At 65.2% G+C, this 18,824-nt stretch carries 17 protein-coding genes and 1 tRNA gene; 8 read left to right on the top strand and 10 right to left on the bottom strand.

What is annotated here, in order from left to right; all coding sequences use genetic code 11:
* Nucleotides 1–344: 344 nt before the first annotated feature.
* Genes thrB through argS form a run of 5 tightly spaced genes read right to left on the bottom strand, consistent with a single transcriptional unit; the run spans nucleotide 345 to nucleotide 6,729 of the window.
* Complete coding sequence (gene thrB, locus JLZ96_RS24745) at nucleotides 345–1,277, bottom strand: homoserine kinase (protein ID WP_201011549.1); 933 nt, start codon at nucleotides 1,275–1,277, stop codon at nucleotides 345–347.
* 19 nt (nucleotides 1,278–1,296) lie between these two features.
* On the bottom strand, nucleotides 1,297–2,364 hold the full coding sequence (thrC, locus tag JLZ96_RS24740) for a threonine synthase (RefSeq protein ID WP_027497914.1): 1,068 nt from the start codon (nucleotides 2,362–2,364) through the stop codon (nucleotides 1,297–1,299).
* Nucleotides 2,361–3,662, bottom strand: a complete 1,302-nt coding sequence (locus JLZ96_RS24735) for a homoserine dehydrogenase (protein WP_032368776.1) — start codon at nucleotides 3,660–3,662, stop codon at nucleotides 2,361–2,363. The genes thrC and JLZ96_RS24735 overlap by 4 nt, the downstream gene beginning before the upstream one ends.
* The gene (gene lysA / locus JLZ96_RS24730; protein ID WP_027497916.1) at nucleotides 3,659–5,080 is read right to left on the bottom strand and encodes a diaminopimelate decarboxylase; all 1,422 of its coding nucleotides are present in this window, start codon (nucleotides 5,078–5,080) and stop codon (nucleotides 3,659–3,661) included. The genes JLZ96_RS24735 and lysA overlap by 4 nt, the downstream gene beginning before the upstream one ends.
* Entirely contained in the window at nucleotides 5,077–6,729 is a 1,653-nt protein-coding gene (gene argS / locus JLZ96_RS24725) for an arginine--tRNA ligase (protein ID WP_201011548.1), read from the bottom strand. The genes lysA and argS overlap by 4 nt, the downstream gene beginning before the upstream one ends.
* 232 nt (nucleotides 6,730–6,961) lie before the next feature.
* Between argS and JLZ96_RS24720 the strand changes: the two genes are divergently transcribed.
* From JLZ96_RS24720 to JLZ96_RS24685, 8 genes are all read left to right on the top strand, one after another.
* Nucleotides 6,962–7,885 (top strand): DUF3105 domain-containing protein, encoded by a 924-nt coding sequence (locus tag JLZ96_RS24720; protein ID WP_027497918.1) that lies wholly within the window; start codon nucleotides 6,962–6,964, stop codon nucleotides 7,883–7,885.
* Nucleotides 7,885–8,601, top strand: a complete 717-nt coding sequence (locus tag JLZ96_RS24715; protein ID WP_201011547.1) for a DUF305 domain-containing protein — start codon at nucleotides 7,885–7,887, stop codon at nucleotides 8,599–8,601. The genes JLZ96_RS24720 and JLZ96_RS24715 overlap by 1 nt, the downstream gene beginning before the upstream one ends.
* A gap of 69 nt (nucleotides 8,602–8,670) precedes the next feature.
* Nucleotides 8,671–8,743, top strand: a tRNA-Arg gene (locus tag JLZ96_RS24710).
* A 60-nt stretch (nucleotides 8,744–8,803) separates the two neighbouring features.
* Complete coding sequence (locus JLZ96_RS24705) at nucleotides 8,804–9,727, top strand: hypothetical protein (RefSeq protein WP_201011546.1); 924 nt, start codon at nucleotides 8,804–8,806, stop codon at nucleotides 9,725–9,727.
* 14 nt (nucleotides 9,728–9,741) lie between these two features.
* The gene (locus tag JLZ96_RS24700) at nucleotides 9,742–10,329 is read left to right on the top strand and encodes a class I SAM-dependent methyltransferase (protein ID WP_201011545.1); all 588 of its coding nucleotides are present in this window, start codon (nucleotides 9,742–9,744) and stop codon (nucleotides 10,327–10,329) included.
* Nucleotides 10,330–10,435: 106 nt separating this feature from the next.
* Nucleotides 10,436–11,779 (top strand): DUF2254 domain-containing protein, encoded by a 1,344-nt coding sequence (locus JLZ96_RS24695; RefSeq protein ID WP_201011544.1) that lies wholly within the window; start codon nucleotides 10,436–10,438, stop codon nucleotides 11,777–11,779.
* 35 nt (nucleotides 11,780–11,814) lie between these two features.
* On the top strand, nucleotides 11,815–12,348 hold the full coding sequence (locus JLZ96_RS24690; RefSeq protein ID WP_032365573.1) for a MarR family winged helix-turn-helix transcriptional regulator: 534 nt from the start codon (nucleotides 11,815–11,817) through the stop codon (nucleotides 12,346–12,348).
* A 102-nt stretch (nucleotides 12,349–12,450) separates the two neighbouring features.
* Nucleotides 12,451–13,275, top strand: a complete 825-nt coding sequence (locus JLZ96_RS24685; protein ID WP_201011543.1) for a hypothetical protein — start codon at nucleotides 12,451–12,453, stop codon at nucleotides 13,273–13,275.
* A 145-nt stretch (nucleotides 13,276–13,420) separates the two neighbouring features.
* Here the strand turns inward: JLZ96_RS24685 and JLZ96_RS24680 are convergent, their stop codons facing one another.
* From JLZ96_RS24680 to JLZ96_RS24660, 5 genes are read right to left on the bottom strand one after another with little or no spacing between them, the layout of a single operon-like run.
* Nucleotides 13,421–14,197 (bottom strand): enoyl-CoA hydratase, encoded by a 777-nt coding sequence (locus JLZ96_RS24680; RefSeq protein WP_201011542.1) that lies wholly within the window; start codon nucleotides 14,195–14,197, stop codon nucleotides 13,421–13,423.
* Nucleotides 14,194–15,102 (bottom strand): 3-hydroxyisobutyrate dehydrogenase, encoded by a 909-nt coding sequence (gene mmsB / locus JLZ96_RS24675; RefSeq protein ID WP_027497925.1) that lies wholly within the window; start codon nucleotides 15,100–15,102, stop codon nucleotides 14,194–14,196. Before mmsB ends, JLZ96_RS24680 begins: the two co-directional genes overlap by 4 nt.
* Nucleotides 15,099–16,157: an enoyl-CoA hydratase/isomerase family protein gene (locus JLZ96_RS24670; RefSeq protein ID WP_048320670.1), complete on the bottom strand. Its 1,059-nt coding sequence runs from the start codon at nucleotides 16,155–16,157 to the stop codon at nucleotides 15,099–15,101. Before JLZ96_RS24670 ends, mmsB begins: the two co-directional genes overlap by 4 nt.
* Nucleotides 16,154–17,293, bottom strand: a complete 1,140-nt coding sequence (locus JLZ96_RS24665; protein WP_032383699.1) for an isobutyryl-CoA dehydrogenase — start codon at nucleotides 17,291–17,293, stop codon at nucleotides 16,154–16,156. The genes JLZ96_RS24670 and JLZ96_RS24665 overlap by 4 nt, the downstream gene beginning before the upstream one ends.
* A gap of 6 nt (nucleotides 17,294–17,299) precedes the next feature.
* Nucleotides 17,300–18,808, bottom strand: coding sequence for a CoA-acylating methylmalonate-semialdehyde dehydrogenase (locus tag JLZ96_RS24660; protein ID WP_032365569.1), 1,509 nt, complete (start codon nucleotides 18,806–18,808; stop codon nucleotides 17,300–17,302).
* Nucleotides 18,809–18,824: the final 16 nt, after the last annotated feature.

Genomic DNA, 18,824 nt, shown 5'->3' with positions numbered 1-18,824 from the left:
TTTCGGGCGCAGAGATGAGTTCCGTATCGGTCACGGAGGTCCTTTCCTTCCCTCGCTCGCTCGATGCGCAGCCGAGGGTTCGTTCCGCAGCTCGGCTTTCTGCCGAACTCGGATATTGCCGTTCATGTTCGACGCACTCCGCCGACGACACCATCGGTCCGAGACCGCAGCGAACTACGGGAAGGACCGAGCCAGGAGCGTCACATCACTCGGACGTTCTGAACTCCCCCGAATACAGTGACCTGATTGCCCTGACGAAACCGGCGTCTGAAGCGCACGATGTACGGACAGGGTTCACCATAGCGTCGTTGTCCTCGCTCGGCAAGAACCCTATTCGGTGTCGGTCATGCGACCGTGACTCCGTCGGCCACCTCGAGGTCGAGAACTCGCCATCCCTCGGCCAGCGCAGCGTGGCGCAGATCGGCCGGGAATTCTTCGGTGCACAGGGCCATGACGGTAGGGCCTGCTCCCGACACCACTGCGGCGATCGAGCGGGCGCGCAACGTCGCGATCCACCGGGTGGTGTCGGGCAGTGCCTGTGCCCGCTGGCCCTGATGCAGTAGATCCTCGGTGGCAGCCATCAGCAGATCCGGACGCTCGGTCAATGCGACGACGGCGAGCGCACTGCGACTGACGTTGAAGGCGGCGTCGCGGTGCGGCACCAACTCCGGCAGCAATCCCCGTGTGTGCGAAGTCGAGGAGCGCTCGGACGGCACGAGCACGACGACCTTGATGCTGGGATGTACGTCCAGGCGCACGGCGGCGTACTTGCGTGCCGTCACACTGGCATTGGGCGGTTCGCTCCACGACACGACGGCACCGCCGAGGCAACTCGCCGACGCGTTGTCGGGGTGCCCCTCGAACTCGGACGACAACTGCACCAACTGACTGTCCGACAACGACAGCGCGGGGTCCACCTTCGACGCGAGTGCATTGGCCGCGGCGAGCCCGCCGACCACTGCCGAGGCCGAGGATCCGAGACCTCTCGAATGCGGAATGACGTTGCGGCAGTGGACATTCAATCCATCGGCCCACACTCCGGCCGCTTCCAGACCCCGTTCGATGGCCCGCACGACCAGGTGCGTCGGTCCCCACGGAACGTCCGCCGAACCCTCACCGTCGACGTGGATCGACAGGCCCGACGCCGTGGTCGTGACCTCGATCTCGTCGTACAAGCCCAAAGCCATTCCGAGACTGTCGAATCCGGGGCCTATGTTGGCACTGGAGGCCGGCACACGCGCGGTCACCATGAGCCCGATGGGAAGCGTCTTCGTCATTGCCGGAGATTCCGTCAACTCAGGCCAGCTCGAGCGCAGCCGCAACAGCGACGGGATCGACCGAAATCGGTTCCACGACAGGCATTCCCGACAGTGCAGTGTCGGGATCCTTGAGACCGTTGCCGGTCACCGTGCAGACAACGGTCAGGCCCGGCTCCAGCCAGCCTTCCTTTCGAGCCGCCAACAGTCCGGCGACGCTGGCCGCGGAGGCCGGTTCGACGAACACGCCCTCGGTCTTCGCGATCAACCGGTACGCCTCGAGGATCTCCTCGTCGGTCGCGGCCCGGAATGCTCCGTTCGATTCTTCCTTGGCATTGACGGCACCGTTCCAGGATGCGGGTGAGCCGATCCGGATTGCGGTCGCGATCGTTTCCGGGTCCTTCACGGGCGCACCGTGAACCAGAGGAGCGGCGCCCGCGGCCTGCACGCCGAGCATGCGCGGCTTGCGGGTGGTGAGGCCGTCGCGGAAGTACTCGGAGTACCCGCGCCAGTACGCGGTGATGTTGCCCGCGTTGCCGACCGGTAGAGCATGGATGTCGGGTGCATCGCCGAGGGCGTCGCAGATCTCGAACGCCGCGGTCTTCTGCCCCTCGATACGCACGGGGTTGACGGAGTTGACCAGACCGATCGTCGGGAACTCGGCCGTGGTCTTGCGCGCCAGTTCGAGGCAGTCGTCGAAGTTGCCCTGGACCTGAATGATTTTCGCGCCGTGCATGACTGCCTGAGCCAGCTTGCCCATCGCGATCTTGCCCTGCGGAACCAGTACGGCACAGGACATGCCCGCCTTGGCCGCGTAGGCCGCAGCGGACGCCGAGGTGTTGCCGGTGGACGCGCACAGTACTGCTTCTTGCCCACGGGCGAGCGCGTCGGTGACGGCCATGGTCATGCCGCGGTCCTTGAACGAGCCGGTGGGGTTGAGTCCCTCGACCTTCAGGTGCACTGTGCAGCCGGTCAATTCGGACAGGTGCCCGGCGGGCAGCAGCGGAGTGCCGCCCTCGCGCAGGGTGACGGTCTTCCAGTCGGGACCGATCGCCAGACGCGACCGGTACGCCTCGATCAGACCGGGCCAGGGGGTGTGGACGCTCATACTGTGGTGCCTTCCAATCTGAGAACGCTGGCGACGTGGACGACCACGTCCAACTGCTCGAGGGATGCAACGGTGTCGGACAGTGCGGAATCGGCCGCGAGGTGAGTGACCACGACGAGCCTGGCCCCGTCACCGGCGCCGTGCTGGCGCACGGTGGAGATGCTGACGTCGCGCTTGGAGAATTCGGCGGCCACGGTAGCGAGAACGCCGGGCTTGTCGGCCACCTGCATGCTGACGTAGTACCGGGTGAGGATGTCACCCATCGGGGCCACCTTGAGCTTGGCGTACTTGGACTCGAGCGGGCCGCGGCCACCGTAGAACTTGTTGCGCGCGGCCATCACCAGGTCGCCGAGCACGGCGGACGCCGTCGGCGCGCCGCCCGCACCCTGGCCGTAGAACATCAACCGGCCTGCAGCCTCGGCCTCGACGACGACGGCGTTGAATGCGCCGTTCACCGATGCCAACGGGTGATCGAGCGGAACGAGTGCCGGGTAGACCCGGGCCGAGATGCGCTCCTTGCCCTTGGGCGTGGTGATGCGCTCGCAGATCGCCAGCAACTTGATGGTGCAGTCGAGAGACTTCGCGGTCTCGAGGTCGTCTGCAGTGATCTTGCTGATGCCCTCGCGGTAGACGTCGCCGGCCGTGACCCGAGTGTGGAACGCGATCGAGGCGAGGATGGCCGCCTTGGACGCGGCGTCGTAACCCTCGACATCGGCGGTCGGATCGGCCTCGGCGTATCCCAATCGGCCTGCCTCGGCGAGGGTTTCGGCGTAATCGGCACCGGTCTCGTCCATGGCCGACAGGATGAAGTTGGTGGTGCCGTTGACGATGCCCGCCACCTTGTTGACGCGGTCGCCTGCCAACGACTGCATCAACGGCCGCACGACCGGAATGGCTCCGGCGACAGCTGCCTCGAAATACAGATCGGCGCGCGACTTCTCGGCCGCGTCGGCCAACTCTCCGGTGTATTCGGCGAGCAGGGCCTTGTTCGCAGTGATGACGGACTTGCCGTTCTCGAGCGCCGACAACACCAGCTTGCGTGGGATGTCGATACCGCCGAGCACCTCGACGACGATGTCCACGTCGTCGCGACCGACCAATTCGGCCGGGTCGTCGGTGAGCAGTTCGGCCGGTACTCCGCGATCGCCGTCGATCCGACGGACCGCGATTCCCCGAATCTCCAGTGGCGCACCGATTCTGGCCTCGAAGTCCGCTGCATTCTCGGTGAGGATCCGGACGACCTCGCTACCGACGTTTCCGAGTCCGAGTACGGCGACGCCTATCGGCTTCGATGTCATGGCTGAACCTCCAAGCTGAGCAGATCTTCGATGGTTTCCCGCCGCAGGATCAGGCGCGAACGCCCGTCCTTGACCGCGACCACAGCGGGCCGCGTCAGCAGGTTGTAGCGGCTGGACATGGAGTAGCAGTAAGCGCCGGTGGCTGCGACGGCGAGCAGATCACCGGGCCCGACGTCGGCCGGCATCCACGTGTTCTTGATGACGATATCGCCGCTCTCACAGTGCTTTCCGACCACGCGAGCCATCACGGCGTCGGCGTCGCTGGTACGCGAGACCAGGCGGCAGTCGTACTCGGCCTGATACAGCGACGTACGAATGTTGTCGCTCATACCGCCGTCGACGCTGATGTACCGCCTGCGGGTGGCGTTGTCGACGGTGACGTCCTTGACGGTGCCCACCTCGTAGAGCGTCACGGTGCCCGGACCGGCGATGGCTCGACCCGGCTCGACGGCAATGGTCGGAACCGGCAAACCGGCCGCGGCCGACTCCGTCTCGACGATGCTCGCCAGCTTGGCCGCCAATTGGTCGACGGGCGGCGGATCGTCACTCGGTACGTACGAAATACCCATGCCGCCACCGAGATCGAGCGTCGAGATCTGCGAGGTCTTGTCCACGCCGAACTCGGCGACGATGTCGCGCAGCAGCCCGATGACCTTGTGCGCAGCCAGCTCGAAACCGTCGACCTCGAAGATCTGCGAGCCGATGTGACTGTGCAGCCCCACGAGACGAAGGTTGTCTGCGGCGAACACCCGACGGACGGCTTCGATCGCCGAGCCGTCGGCGAGCGAGAAGCCGAACTTCTGATCCTCGTGAGCGGTCGCGATGAACTCGTGCGTGTGTGCCTCGACGCCGACGGTGATACGAATCAGCACGTCCTGCACCACACCGGCCGAACCGGCCACGGCGTCGAGACGGTCGATCTCGATATTGGAGTCGAGTACGACGTGCTCGACTCCGGCACTCACTCCGGCCTCGAGCTCGGCCACGGATTTGTTGTTGCCGTGCATCGCAATTCGATCCGCCGGGAATCCGGCAGCAAGGGCGATGGCCAGCTCACCGCCCGAGCAGATGTCGAGCGAGAGACCCTCGTCGGCCACCCAACGAGCGATCTCTCCACACAGAAATGCCTTGGAGGCGTAGTGAACTCGTTCGGGTGCTCCGAACGCAGCGGCCATCTCGCGGCAGCGTGCGCGGAAGTCGTCCTCGTCCACGACGAACAGTGGGGTGCCGTACTGCGCCGCGAGGTCGGTGACCGACACCCCCGCGAGCCGAACCGTACCGTCGTCGCCGCGTGCCGCGTTGCGTGGCCACACCTGTTCGGGAAGCGTCGTCATGTCCGACGCGGCGCTCGGACGCTCGGACATCGACTGCTTGGCTGGGGCATCGGCGTGCTTGGGCCCTGCCGGATGTGCGCTCACATGCGCTCCGGTGCGCTGACACCGAGCAGTTCGAGGCCGTTGGCCAGAACCTGCCGGGTTGCGTTGCCCAATGCCAGTCGCGCGGTGTTCACAGGTCCGGGCTCCTCGTCTCCTTGGGGAAGTACTCGACACGCGCCGTAGAACCGGTGGTAGGCCCCCGCCAGTTCTTCGAGGTAGCGGGCGATCCGGTGTGGTTCGCGAAGTTCGGCGGCACTGGCCACCACCCGCGGGTACTCGCCGATCGTCCTGATCAATTCGCCCTCCTGCTCGTGCGTCAGCAGGCTCAGATCGGGATCGTCGCCCGAGATCCCCAGTTCGGCGGCATTGCGCGCGAGCGATGCCAACCGGGCGTGGGCGTACTGGACGTAGTACACCGGGTTCTCGTTGCTGGCGCTGGCCCACAGGGCGAGGTCGATGTCGATGCTCGAGTCGACGGACGACCGGATCATGACGTAGCGCGACGCGTCGACGCCGATGGCTTCGACCAGATCGTCGAGCGTGATGACGGTGCCTGCCCGCTTGCTCATCTTCACCGCGACGCCGTCGCGAACGAGGTTGACCATCTGCCCGATCAGTACCTCGACGGTCTCGGGGTCGTCGCCGAATGCAGCGGCGGCGGCCTTGAGTCGACCGATGTAGCCGTGGTGGTCTGCTCCGAGCATGTAGATGCACAGGTCGAAACCGCGCTGCCGCTTGTTCTGGAAGTACGCGATGTCGCCTGCAATGTAGGCAGCATTACCGTCGCTCTTGATGACGACGCGATCCTTGTCGTCGCCGTACTCGGTGGACCGAAGCCACCATGCACCGTCTTCCTCGTACAGGCTCCCCGAGCCCTTGAGGTAGTCGACCGATTTTTCGACGGCACCGGACTCGAAGAGTGAGTTCTCGTGGAAGTAGACGTCGAAATCGACACCGAATTCGTGCAGGTTCGCCTTGATGCGGTCGAACATCAGCTGGGTACCGATCGACCGGAAGGTCTCGTCCTGCGCCTCGGGTGCCAGCGCCAGCGCTTCGGGCTCCTTCGCCAGCACCTGCTGTGCGATCTCGGCGATGTACTCGCCCGCATACCCGTTCTCCGGGGCAGGCTCCCCCTTTGCCGCGGCGATGAGCGACCGGCTGAAGCGATCGATCTGAGCGCCGTGATCGTTGAAGTAGTACTCGCGAGTGACCTCGGCTCCGTGCGCGGTCAGGATGCGTCCGAGGGCATCGCCGACGGCAGCCCATCGGGTTCCACCGAGGTGCACCGGTCCGGTGGGGTTGGCCGAGACGAACTCGAGGTTGACCTTCTTGCCTGCCATCGAGGATCCGTTGCCGAACTCGGCACCGGCGGCCAGCACGCGGGCAACGATCTCGCCCTGCGCTGCGGCAGCCAGCCTGATGTTCAGAAAGCCGGGGCCCGCGACGTCGGCACTGGCGATCGCGGCGTCGGCCGCGAGCGCCTCGGCGAGCCAGCCGGCGAAATCACGGGGATTGGCTCCGGCCTTCTTCGCCACCTGCAGCGCCACGTTGGTGGCGTAGTCACCGTGCTCGGGATTGCGGGGACGCTCGACCGTGAGCTTCGCAGGGAGAACGGATGCGTCCAGGCCGCGGTCGGCAAGCACCTTGGCGGCGGTCGCGTGAAGCAATTCGGCAAGATCGGCGGGAGTCACAGGTAGCCATCCTATTGGCTGGTGTGCGGCATACTCGCATCCACTGCCCGTCCGAGCGCGGGGCCACCTGGCCGATGCGGTCCACACGGGCTCTGAGCACGCTCTCAGACAGAGAACGTACAGTAGGGGCGCTCTGCGCGGACGACCGTCGAGTACGGCCGTCACCAGCAGATACGTACCACCAGCGCTACCGACCACCCACTTTTCCTCGACTGAGAGAGCAACCACAGCGATGCCAACGGGTCCCGACAAAGGCAGTCAGAACAAGTCGGCTGCGAAGGCAGACAAAGCCATCAGTGCAGCCAACAAGAAGTCAGCTCGCAAGAAGCAGGGCGGTGTCCCCGCCGCCAAGGGCAGACAGATTCCCTGGCTGACGGTTGCCGGTGTCGTTGTGGTCGTCGGACTCGTCGTGGGCCTCGGGGTCAACCTCTACCCCAAGTACCAGGACCGCGCCGAGGCGCAGAAATTCGCGCCCAGCGAGAGCAATCAGGATCCGTCGACGGGAATCGACGGCGTCACCATCAAGGAATACCCGGCAGCCCTGCACGTCGGGCGCGCGCAACGCGTCGCCTACGACCAGACGCCGCCGTTCGGCGGACCGCACGATGCGGTGTGGGCCACTTGCACCGGCATCGTCTACCCCGAGGCCATCCGCACCGAGAACGCCGTGCACTCCCTCGAACACGGAGCGGTCTGGGTGACGTACAACCCCGACGACCTGAACGAAGACCAGATTCAGTCCCTCGCCGACCGCGTCGACGGGGAAACGCAGATGATGATGTCGCCGTACCCGGGCCTCGACACTCCCGTCTCGCTGCAGTCCTGGGGTCACCAGCTCAAGCTCGACAGCGTCGACGACGAGCGCATCGGTCAGTTCATCTCGGCTCTGCGCCTCAATCGATTCGCCTACCCGGAGGTCGGTGCCAGCTGCGCATCCGTGCCCGGAGTCGGTGACAACGCGTTCGATCCCGACAACCCGCCGCTGTTCGACGCTTCGGCCCCGGGTGCGGACGCCGTTCCGATGGACGGCGCAGGCATCACTCCCGACGCCAGCGAGACCAGCGGCGCAGGCGGAATGCCGAGCGGCCTACCCGGCGGTGCCCAGTTGCCCGGCGGAGCGCAGCTGCCCAGCGATCTCCAGGTGCCCGCAAGCTGATGACCGAATCGACAGTCGACTCGGTCAACGGCGTCCCCGAGACCAAGCGGAGCCAGCGCACTGCGCTGGTCGCCTTGGCCGTGATCGCCGTAATTGCGATCGGATTCGCGCTGGGCTTCCTGGCGCAGAATCCGTTCCGCAACGGTGACAACTCCCCCGCAGCAGATTCGGTCGACGTCGGATTTGCCCAGGACATGACGGTGCACCACAACCAGGCCATCGAAATGGCCGCGGTCGCGTTGACCAACGCGCCCGATCAGGCCGTCAAGAGCCTGGCGTTCGACATGCTCACCTCGCAACAGAATCAGGTGGGCCAGATGCAGGGCTGGCTCGCGTTGTGGGACCGCGCGCCGATATCGACCGACGGCTACATGACCTGGATGACGGCCGACGACTCTCACGGCCATTCGATGGGCGGCATGTCGATGGAACCGGGATCCTCCGATCCCACCAGGGCCATGCCCGGCATGGCCAGCTCCGCGGAGCTCGCCGCACTACGCCAAGCGACCGGAACCGACGTCGACGTCATGTTCTTGCAGCTGATGCTGCGTCACCACGAGGGCGGCCTGGCGATGATGGAATACGCCCAGACGCACGCGCAGTCTCCTGCGGTGATCAACCTGGCGAAGTCCATGGTGGCAACGCAGACGAGTGAGTCGACTCTGATGAAGCAGATGCTCGCGGCGAAGGGTGCGCAGCCGCTGCCCGAGGGGTGATTTCGACTCGCGTCGCACATGCGCTAGTCTTTCGTACAGCCCAACAGGCACGCCGGCTGAAGCCGGTGCGCCCCCGTAGCTCAGGGGATAGAGCGTTCGCCTCCGGAGCGAAAGGCCGCAGGTTCGAATCCTGCCGGGGGCACACATCTTTCACGCATGTCACTTCCCCGAGGTGACTGCTCGAACGAGACGGACTGTTCACATGTCCGAGGATCTCCCCGATATCGACATCGTCATCGACGACCTGTATTCACTGGCACCCGCCGACTTCGTGTCGCACCGATCGGCGTATGTGACCCGGTTCAAGAAGGCCGGAGACAAGTCCGGTGCCACTCGTATCGGCGGACTCCGTAAACCCACTGTCGTGGCCTGGTTGGTGAACACACTCGCTCGTCAGGACGAATCCGCGGTCGCCGAGTTGTTCGACCTCGGTGCCGAACTCGAACGGGCTCAGCAACGCGGCGACGGACATCGACTGCGTGAGTTGTCCACCGCTCGAAGCGCTTCGATACGCGCGCTCACCGATCGAGCCGTTGCATTGGGTCTCGAACGTGGCGTGACCGTCGGCGACAACGCGGCGCGCGAGGTTTCCAACACCCTCAATGCTGCAATGGCCGATCCGGAGATCCGCGACCGGGTTCGTGCGGGCCGAACGGTGGTGGCCGAGACATACAGCGGCTTCGGCCCCGCGCTGCTCTCGCTGGTTCCTGACACGGTCGACGATGCCGATGCCGAGACGGAAGCCGAACCGGACGGTACCGATGACGCGCCCGAGTCCGCTGCAGAGCCGGATGCCGAAGACACCTCCGAAGCCCAGCGGCTGCGCCAGGCCGAACACGATCGGCTGGTCGCCGAACTCGACTCTGCCGAAACCGCATTCGATGCCGCACGTGATGCGGCCGACGCTGCCGACCAGGGCACGGAGCGCGCTGCGTCCGAACGACGCAGCGCGACAGCAGAAGTCGAGAGACTCGAAGCCGAACTGGAGGCCGCGAGAGCCACAGCGAAGGCAGCGCGGGCCGCGGAGAGAAAAAGCGTCGAACAGGCCGAGTCGGCAGCCGAGGCACTCGAGACGGCGCGGGCACGCGTGACCGAAGCCCGGTCGGCCCTCGACGAACCGAGCTGACCTACCCTGGCGGCATGACCACACGCTGGCAAGCCGAGAACTCCGCCGACGACTCCGCCCGGTACATCGAGCGATTCGATCGTCTGGCCGAACGCGGCGTGGATCTGCACGGTGAGGCCCGCATGGTCGACGCGGTGGTCTCCCCCGCGTCGGACATTCTCGACGCCGGCTGCGGTACGGGCAGACTCGGTGCCGAACTGGCGCGACGTGGCCACCACGTCACCGCCGTGGATCTCGATCCGATTCTGGTCGAGAAGGCGCGTAGTCACCCCGAACTCGACGTGCATCTCGCGGATCTGACCACGCTCGAGTTGAATCGCACGTTCGACGCGGTCGTCGCGGCCGGCAACGTGTTGGTTTTTCTGGAGCCCGGCACCGAACATGCTGCGCTCGAACGCATCTGGGCACATCTGAAGGACGGCGGAGTGTTCGTCACCGGCTTCGCCACCGACCGGGCATACACAGCCGACGAACTCCACGAGGATCTCACTGCCGTCGGATTTTTCGTCGAACATCGATTCTCCACCTGGGACCTGCGGCCCTGGCGCGCCGACGCGGACTGGGCCGTCACCGTGGCACGAAAGTCTGCTCTGCTCGCTTGAGACGAAACGAGACCGGCCTGTGCCGGCAGGCCTCGTTCGAACGAAGCGAGCGCCGCGATTCCAAGTGCGGGTGTCGATTCGTTCCTGGGCGGGAAGACTGTCGCTCATGAAGGAACACATAGCGCGGTTGCGGGAGTCGTTCTGGTTCATTCCCGCCGTCCTCGGAGTTCTCGCACTCCTACTGGCGCAGGCGCTCGTCACCCTCGATCGCTACCTACTCGACACCCGCGTGGACCTGACGGGTTCGTTGCTCTATCACGTCGGAGCGAGTGGCAGCCGGGACATCCTCGGGGCGATCGGTGGCTCGATGCTGGGGGTGGCCGCCACGTCCTTCTCCATCACCATCTCCGTCCTCGCCACGGCCAGTTCCTCGTACGGCCCCCGCCTGGTGCGAAACTTCATGGCGGACCGCGGGAATCAGGTGGTTCTGGGTATCTTCGGGGCGACGTTCCTGTACTCGCTGATGGTGCTGCGGTCGATTCGTTCGATCGAATCCGATGGTTCGGTGTTCGTCCCGGACATCGCCGTCAACGTGGCAGTCGCGCTCGCCGTCGTCGACGTGGGCGTGCTCGTCTACTTCATCCACCACATCGCGCAGTCGATTCAAGTGGCCACCCTGTCCGCGAGAGTCCGCGACGAGTTGTCGGAATCCGTCGACTCCCTCTACCCGACCGATCGTCCCGACGACGCCGCTTCGATCGACGGCATCTCGAAACCACCTGTCTACGTGACAGTCCTGGCCGAGACATCCGGGGTGATCATCGACATCGACGAGGACGCACTGCTGGGCATCGCGAGCGACAACGGCACGCTGATCGAGATTCATCGGGTCTCGGGCGAGCACATCGTCTCCGGCGAGCCGCTCGTCGACATTCTCGCCGATCGCTCGGCCGACATCTCCGACGCATCGATCGACCGAGTCCGCTCATCCTTCGACATCGGTACCAGTAGGACGCCGCGCCACGACATCGCGTTCGCCGTCGAGCAGATGACGGAAATGGCGGTCCGGGCGCTGTCCACCGGGGTCAAGGATCCCTACACGGCGCGTAACGCCATCGACGATCTTTCCGTCGGACTCGTTGCACTGGTCCAACGGCCGGCACCGTCACGCGGACGGCGTGGAACCGACGGAGAGGTACGACTGATCGTGCGGCGGGTGCCCGTCTCGATCCTGATCGACCATGCGCTCGATGCGGTGCGCATCTACGGGACCGGCAGTCCTATGGTGGTCCAGGCCGGAATTCGTCTCGCCGAGAGGGTCGGCCGCGCGGCGCGCTCCACCGACGATGTCGACGCCGTGCTGGCGCAATTGAGCCTGTTGGACGCCGCCCTGACCGTCGACGAGACCGACAGCGCGCGCACAGCCGATGCCCGCGAGCAGATTTCGCGGACTCGAGCAGCGATCACCGATCGGGTACCACTCGCGGTACTTCGCACCGTCATTCGGTAGACGCTCGAACCGGGCACCGTGGGAGGATGGTGTGTATGCCAGCACCGTCGCCGCTTCCCCTCGACCCCATTGCAGAGGCCCACCGTCAGTGGACCAAGCACGGGTGGTCCGATGCCGCCGACGGTATGGCCGCGGTCACCTCGCTCATGCGCGCGCAGCAGATCATGCTGGCGCGGGTCGAGGAAGCGCTCAAGCCGACGGGACTGACGTTTTCGCGCTACGAGTTGCTGACGTTGTTGACGTTCACCAAGAACGGCGCGCTACCGATGGCGAAGGCCAGTGCCCGACTGCAAGTGCACCCCACCAGTGTGACCAACGCGGTGGACCGCCTCGAATCGGTCGGCTACGTGCGCCGCATTCCCCATCCCAGCGATCGACGGACAACCCTGGTCGAAATCACCGAGCAGGGGCGCACGTTGGCGGTCGAAGCCACCGAGCGCCTGAACACGCTGGTGTTCGCCAAGCCCGGGCTCGCGCGCGACAAGCTGATGGCGCTGGTGCGCATCCTCGCGGAACTGCGTTCGGATGCAGGCGATTTCGACAGTGATGACATCACCACATCGTTCTGAGTTCGATGGTGACTCGTCACAAGACAATGGCACAGCCGTACCGTTCGTGGTCCAATTGCTCCGGGAACAGGTCGGAGTCGGTCTGCTGAAGGGCGGGGCGGGGTGCTGGTGTTGGGGGTCGGAGCGGGTGCGCACGGTGCACGCGCAATTCTGACGTATCTGGACAGCCCCCACCGCACACCCATCGTGTCGCGGACGGTGCGCCGCGCTCCCGGGCAGTCGCTGGCCACCACGATCGCCACCGGCGTCGACGCCATCCATGCCATCGCCGCGACGATGGCGCTCCCGGTCCAGTTCTCTGCGATTGCCTACCGGGTGGCCACCGATCCTGGCACGGTCGCCACCCGAGGTACCGCTCGCACTGCCTCACTCGTTCCGGAAACCGCTGCGCAAGTGAGGTTTCTACGATTCATCGGGCTGGTCCCCAATCACGGCGTCACCGTGCTGTGCGACATCGGTAGTACCGGGACCACGGTCACCGTCATCGATCTCGCGTCCACTCGCACCCTGATGACGCGGCGCACTGCCACGTTCTGCGGCGACGATCTCGATCACTCGGTGCGCCGGTTGCTCTCGTCCAACGGCGTTCGCGTCGGAATCGACGCCAGCCGGTCCATCAAGGAGCAACTGAGCATCGATTCCGTCGTCAGCACCACGGACCCAGCCGGCACTGCACGGCATGTGCTGACACGGCGCGACTTCGACGATCTGATCGCGGGACCCGTCCGTTACGCGGGCATGCTGGTGGAGCAGACCATCGAACTGTCCGGTGCCAGACCGCAGTCCATCGTCGTGGTCGGCGGCGGCGCGAACATCGCCTCGATAGCGCGGTCTCTCGAACTGCGGACCGGCCTGACGACCCTGGTGCCGACGATGCCCGAGCTGGTCTCGGCCCGCGGGGCCGCCCTCCTGTCCCCCGACAGGTAGGACGGCCCCGGGAGTCGAGCCTGCGGAACGACCCGAAAGCACGAGTGGAGCCTGCGGAACGACCCGAAAGCACGAGTGGAGCCTGCGGAACGACCCGAAAGCACGCGAGTGGAGCCCGCGGAACGACACGAAAGAGCGGCCAGCTTTACCGGTGCTGAAAGTTGGGCGTGCGCTTCTCGATGAAAGCCGACATGCCTTCCTTCTGATCCTCCGTGGCGAACGTCGAATGAAACACGCGGCGCTCGAACAGAACTCCCTCACGAAGGCTCGACTCGAACGATCGGTTCACTGCTTCCTTCGCCATCATGGCAACCGGTAGCGACATCTCGGCGATCGTGGTCGCGGTTGCGATGGCGTCGTCGAGGAAATCCGCGACCGGCACGATGCGCGAGACCAATCCTGCTCGCTCGGCTTCCTCGACCTTCATGTTCCGGCCGGTCAGGCACATCTCCATGGCCTTGGCCTTGCCCACCGCACGCGTCAGGCGCTGCGAGCCACCGATTCCCGGAATGACGCCGAGCTTGATCTCGGGTTGTCCGAATACCGCGGTGTCGGAGGCGATCAGCACATCACACAGCATCGCGAGTTCGCAGCCGCCACCGAGTGCATAACCGGAGACCGCGGCGATGAGGGGCGTCCGCGCCGCGGCCAGTCGATCCCACGCCGCGAAGAAGTCGTCGAGGTACACGTCCATGTACGACTTGGGCTGCATTTCCTTGATGTCGGCCCCGGCCGCGAAGGCCCGTTCGGATCCGGTGATCAGAATGGCACCGATCTCGGAATCTGCATCGAGTTCCTCGACCACCGAAACGACCTCACGCATCAACTGAGAGTTCAGCGCGTTCAATGCTTTCGGACGGTTCAGCGTGATGATGCCGACGCGTCCCCGGCGTTCGAGCAGGATGGTTTCGTAGTCGGTCACTGAGCAGCTCCGTTCGAGCGTTCGCGGATGTCGTTGATGATGCCGGAGAAGTCCACGTCGGTTCCGCCGCCGGACGTTTCCTTGAACCGAGCGTAGAGCTCGGCTGCGCGAAGTCCGAGTACTCCCTCGACCCCGTTGTCGCGCAGTGCATTCGCAGCCAGACCCAGATCCTTGTCCATGAGGGCCGCCGCGAATCCGGGCTTGTACTCGTTGTTCGCCGGGCTCGTCGGAACCGGACCGGGCACCGGGCAATTGGTCGTCAACGCCCAGCATTGGCCGGACGCAGTCGATGCCACGTCGAAGAGCGCCTGATTGCTCAGGCCGAGCTTCTCGCCCAACACGAAGGCCTCGCTGATGGCGATCATCGATACGCCGAGAATCATGTTGTTGCAGATCTTGGCGGCCTGACCGTTGCCCGCCGGTCCACAGTGCACGACCTTGCGGCCCATGACATCGAGAACGGCAGCGGCGGAGGCGAAATCGTCCTCCGAACCACCGACCATGAACGTGAGCGTGCCTGCGGCCGCTCCCCCGACACCGCCCGAGACCGGAGCGTCGAGGCTACGGTGTCCGGCCTCGTGCACCAGCCGGTGCGCGGCATGCGCGTCGGCGACGTCGATGGTCGACGAATCGATGAACAACGTCCCCGGTGCCGCGGCCGGAAGCAGGTCCCCGTACAGCCCGAGCACCAGTTTCCCGTTCGGCAACATCGTGATCACGATGTCGGCTCCGGCGACGGCCGCAACCGCGGACTCCACCACAGTGACGCCGTCCTTCGTGGCCTGCTCCAGCGCCGCGGGAACAAGATCGAAGCCCTGCACCGTGTACCCGGCCGCAGCCAGGTTGGCGGCCATCGGTCCACCCATGTGCCCGAGGCCGATGAATCCGATCGTCTTCTCGCTCATGACTGCTCACCTTCTGTAAGTGCTTTCGACAGACCGAGTTCGGCGTCGCCCAGGGGCGCGAAGTATCGGTCGACATCCTCGGCAGTGACATCCGCCGACGTGGCCGGCTGCCACTGGGGGTTGCGATCCTTGTCGACGACCTGCGCCCGAATTCCCTCGACCAGATCGTGACTGCTCAGCGACGCGACCGACACGCGGTACTCCTCGTCGAGCACGGCCTCGAGGGAGGGCAGCGTCGCCGCCCGTCGCAGCGACCGCAGCGTCACCGCAAGAGACACTGGCGATTTGGACGCGATGTCCTTTGCGGCCTGCTGCGCCTCCGGCACCGGCGATGCAGCCAGAGCGTCGACGATGCCCTGGATGTCGTCACCTGCGTAGCACTCGTCGATCCATTCTTGCTGAGCCGCGACGGTGGATTCCGGAGCCGACTCGCTGAACGCGTCGACGGCCTCCCCGACGCTGACCGTCTCGAGGGCGGTGTAGAACTCCTCGAGCTTGTCCGACGGAATGTAGTGATCGGCGAATCCGACCGCGATGGCGTCGGCCGCATTCATCCGCGCCGTGGTGAGCGCGAAGTGGGTACCGGTTTCGCCGGGCGCACGCGAAAGAAGGTAGGTGCCACCGACATCGGGAATGAATCCGATGCCGACCTCGGGCATCGCGATCTTCGAACGTTCGGTCACGATGCGGGTGTTCGCGTGGGCCGAGAGCCCGACGCCACCGCCCATGACGATGCCGTCCATGATCGCGACGAAGGGCTTCGGGAAGCGGGCGATCGCGGCGTTGAGCACGTACTCGTCGCGCCAGAAGTCTTTGCTCCCGCTGCCGCCGTCCTTGGCGTCGTGGTAGATCGAGACTATGTCGCCGCCCGCGCACAATCCGCGCTCGCCGGCTCCGGTCAACAGGACTACGTCGACGCTGTCGTCGGATGCCCACTGCGCCAACGCCGGAGCTATCTGCTGCACCATCGCATGCGAGAGTGCGTTGATCGCTTTGGGGCGGTTCAGAGTGATGCGACCGATCCCGCCCGAAACCTCCAGTAGGACATCGCTCATGCTGCACCCACGATGGAGCGAGCTACGACCACGCGCATGATCTCGTTGGTACCTTCCAGAATCTGGTGGACCCGAAGGTCGCGAACGATTTTCTCGACACCGTACTCGGCGAGATAACCGTATCCGCCGAGCAACTGCAGCGCCCCGTTGGCGACCTCGAAGCCGGTATCGGTACCGAAACGTTTGGCCATCGCGCACATCTCGACCTTGTCGGCTGCATTGTTCTGCAACCCGTCCGCTGCTCGCCACAGCAGAGTTCGGGCAGCTTCGAGCTCGGTCTTGAAATCTGCCAGTCGAAACTGCAGGGCCTGCGAGTCGAGCAACCTGGCGCCGAATGCGTTGCGGTCGGCGAGGTAGGACACGGCCTTGTCGAGAGCGGACTGTGCGCCGCCGATCGAGCATGCGGCGATGTTGATGCGTCCGCCGTTGAGCCCGTTCATCGCGATCCGAAATCCGTCGCCCTCGCCGCCGAGCAAGTTGGCAGCAGGAACGCGGGCACCTTCGAAGATCACCTGGCGGGTGGGTTGAGCGTTCCATCCCATCTTCTTCTCGTTCGCTCCGAACGACAGTCCCGCCGTGTCCTTCGGCACGATGAACGCCGAGATGCCGCGGGGACCCGGCGCTCCGGTGCGGGCCATGACGACGTACACCTCGGAAGTGCCTGCGCCGGAGATGAACTGCTTGACGCCGTCCAGCACGTACTCGTCACCGTCGCGGACGGCCTTGGTACCGAGCTTTGCCGCATCGGATCCAGCGCCGGGTTCGGTGAGGCAGTAGCTACCGAGCTGGTCCATCGAGCACAGCCCCGGAAGCCAGCGCTGCCGTTGCTCGTCGTCGCCGTACGTGTCGATCATCCAGGCGACCATGTTGTGGATCGAGATGTAGGCCGCGATGGACGGGTCACCGGTGGCGAGTTGCTCGAAGATGCGCACCGCGTCGACGCGGGTCAGGCCCGATCCGCCCACGTCTTCACGAATGTAGATGCCGCCCATCCCGAGAGCAGCAGCCTTGCGCAACACGTCCACCGGAAAGTGCTTCTGCTGATCCCATTCGACGGCGTTCGGTGCGAGGAACTCGTCCGCGAAATCACGAGCAGTGTCGTTGATGGCACGCTCGTCCTCGTTCAACGTGAACATCGTCGATCAGTCCATGTTCGGAATGACGAAGTGATTCTGCGCAGCTGCTTCCTTGGTGCCCGACGGCCAACGCTGAGTGACGGTCTTGGTCTTGGTGTAGAAGCGGATGGAATCCGGTCCGTGCTGGTTGAGATCGCCGAATCCCGAACGCTTCCAACCACCGAACGTGTGGTACGCGATCGGCACCGGAATCGGCACGTTGACTCCCACCATGCCCACCTGGACGCGGGAGCAGAAATCGCGAGCGGTGTCGCCGTCGCGGGTGAAGATCGAGACGCCGTTGCCGTACTCGTGTTCGGACGGCAGACGCAGTGCGTCCTCGTAGTCCTTCGCGCGCACGACGATCAGCACCGGACCGAAGATCTCTTCCTTGTAGATGCGCATGTCGGTGGTCACCTTGTCGAACAGCGTTGCGCCGGCGAAGAATCCGCCCTCGTGGCCCTCGAGACTGAATCCGCGTCCATCGACGACCAACTCGGCACCCTCGTCCACACCGATCTGGGTGTAGTCGTTCACGCGCTTCAACGCATCGCTACCGACGAGCGGGCCGAAGTCCGCGTTCTCGTCGTCGCTGCGGCCGATCTTCAGTTTCGCCACTCGCTCGGTCAGTTTGGCGACCAACGCGTCGGCGGTCTCCTCACCGACGGGAACCGCGACGGAAATCGCCATGCACCGCTCGCCGGCCGAACCGTATGCAGCTCCGAGCAGAGCGTCGGCGACCTCGTCGAGATCGGCATCGGGCATCACCAAAGCGTGGTTCTTCGCTCCACCGAAGCACTGCGCGCGCTTGCCGTGCTGCGCCGCCGTCTCGTAGATGTACTGCGCGATGGGCGTCGATCCGACGAAGCCGATCGCCTTGACGCGATCGTCGGTGAGCAGCACGTCGACCGCGTCCTTGCCGCCGTTGACCACGTTGAACACGCCCGGCGGTAGACCTGCCTCGAGGAACAGCTCGGCGAGCTTGAGGGGTACGGACGGGTCTCGCTCTGACGGCTTGAGAATGAAGGCGTTACCGCAGGCGATGGCCGGGCCGGCCTTCCACAGCGGAATCATGGCCGGGAAGTTGAACGGGGTGATGCCGGCAACGACACCGAGCGGCTGACGCATCGAATAGACGTCGATACCGCCACCCGCACCCTCGGTGTACTCACCCTTGAGCAGGTGCGGAACACCGACGGCGAACTCGACGACCTCGACGCCACGCTGGATGTCGCCCTTGGCGTCGGCGATGGTCTTGCCGTGCTCCGACGAGAGCAGCCGCGCGAGTTCTTCGGTGTCGCGGGTGACGAGCGCGAGGAACTTCATCAGCACCCGAGCGCGTCGCTGCGGGTTCCACTTCGCCCACTCACGCTGCGCCTGCTCGGCGTCGGCGATGGCGGCCTCGACCTCGGATACGTCGGCCAGGGGCACCCGGGCCTGCACCTCACCGGTATTGGGATCGAACACATCCCCGAACTGTCCGGAGGTGCCGGCGACATGCTTGCCGCCGATGAAGTGCGTGAGTTCGCGAGCCATGGGTGTCCGTCCTCGA

It is taken from the genome of Rhodococcus sp. NKCM2511 (genome assembly GCF_014905595.1).
GTDB lineage: Bacteria > Actinomycetota > Actinomycetes > Mycobacteriales > Mycobacteriaceae > Rhodococcoides > Rhodococcoides fascians.
The sequence above is the reverse complement of the archived record's forward strand: the minus strand, read 5'-3'. Positions and strand labels throughout refer to the sequence as shown.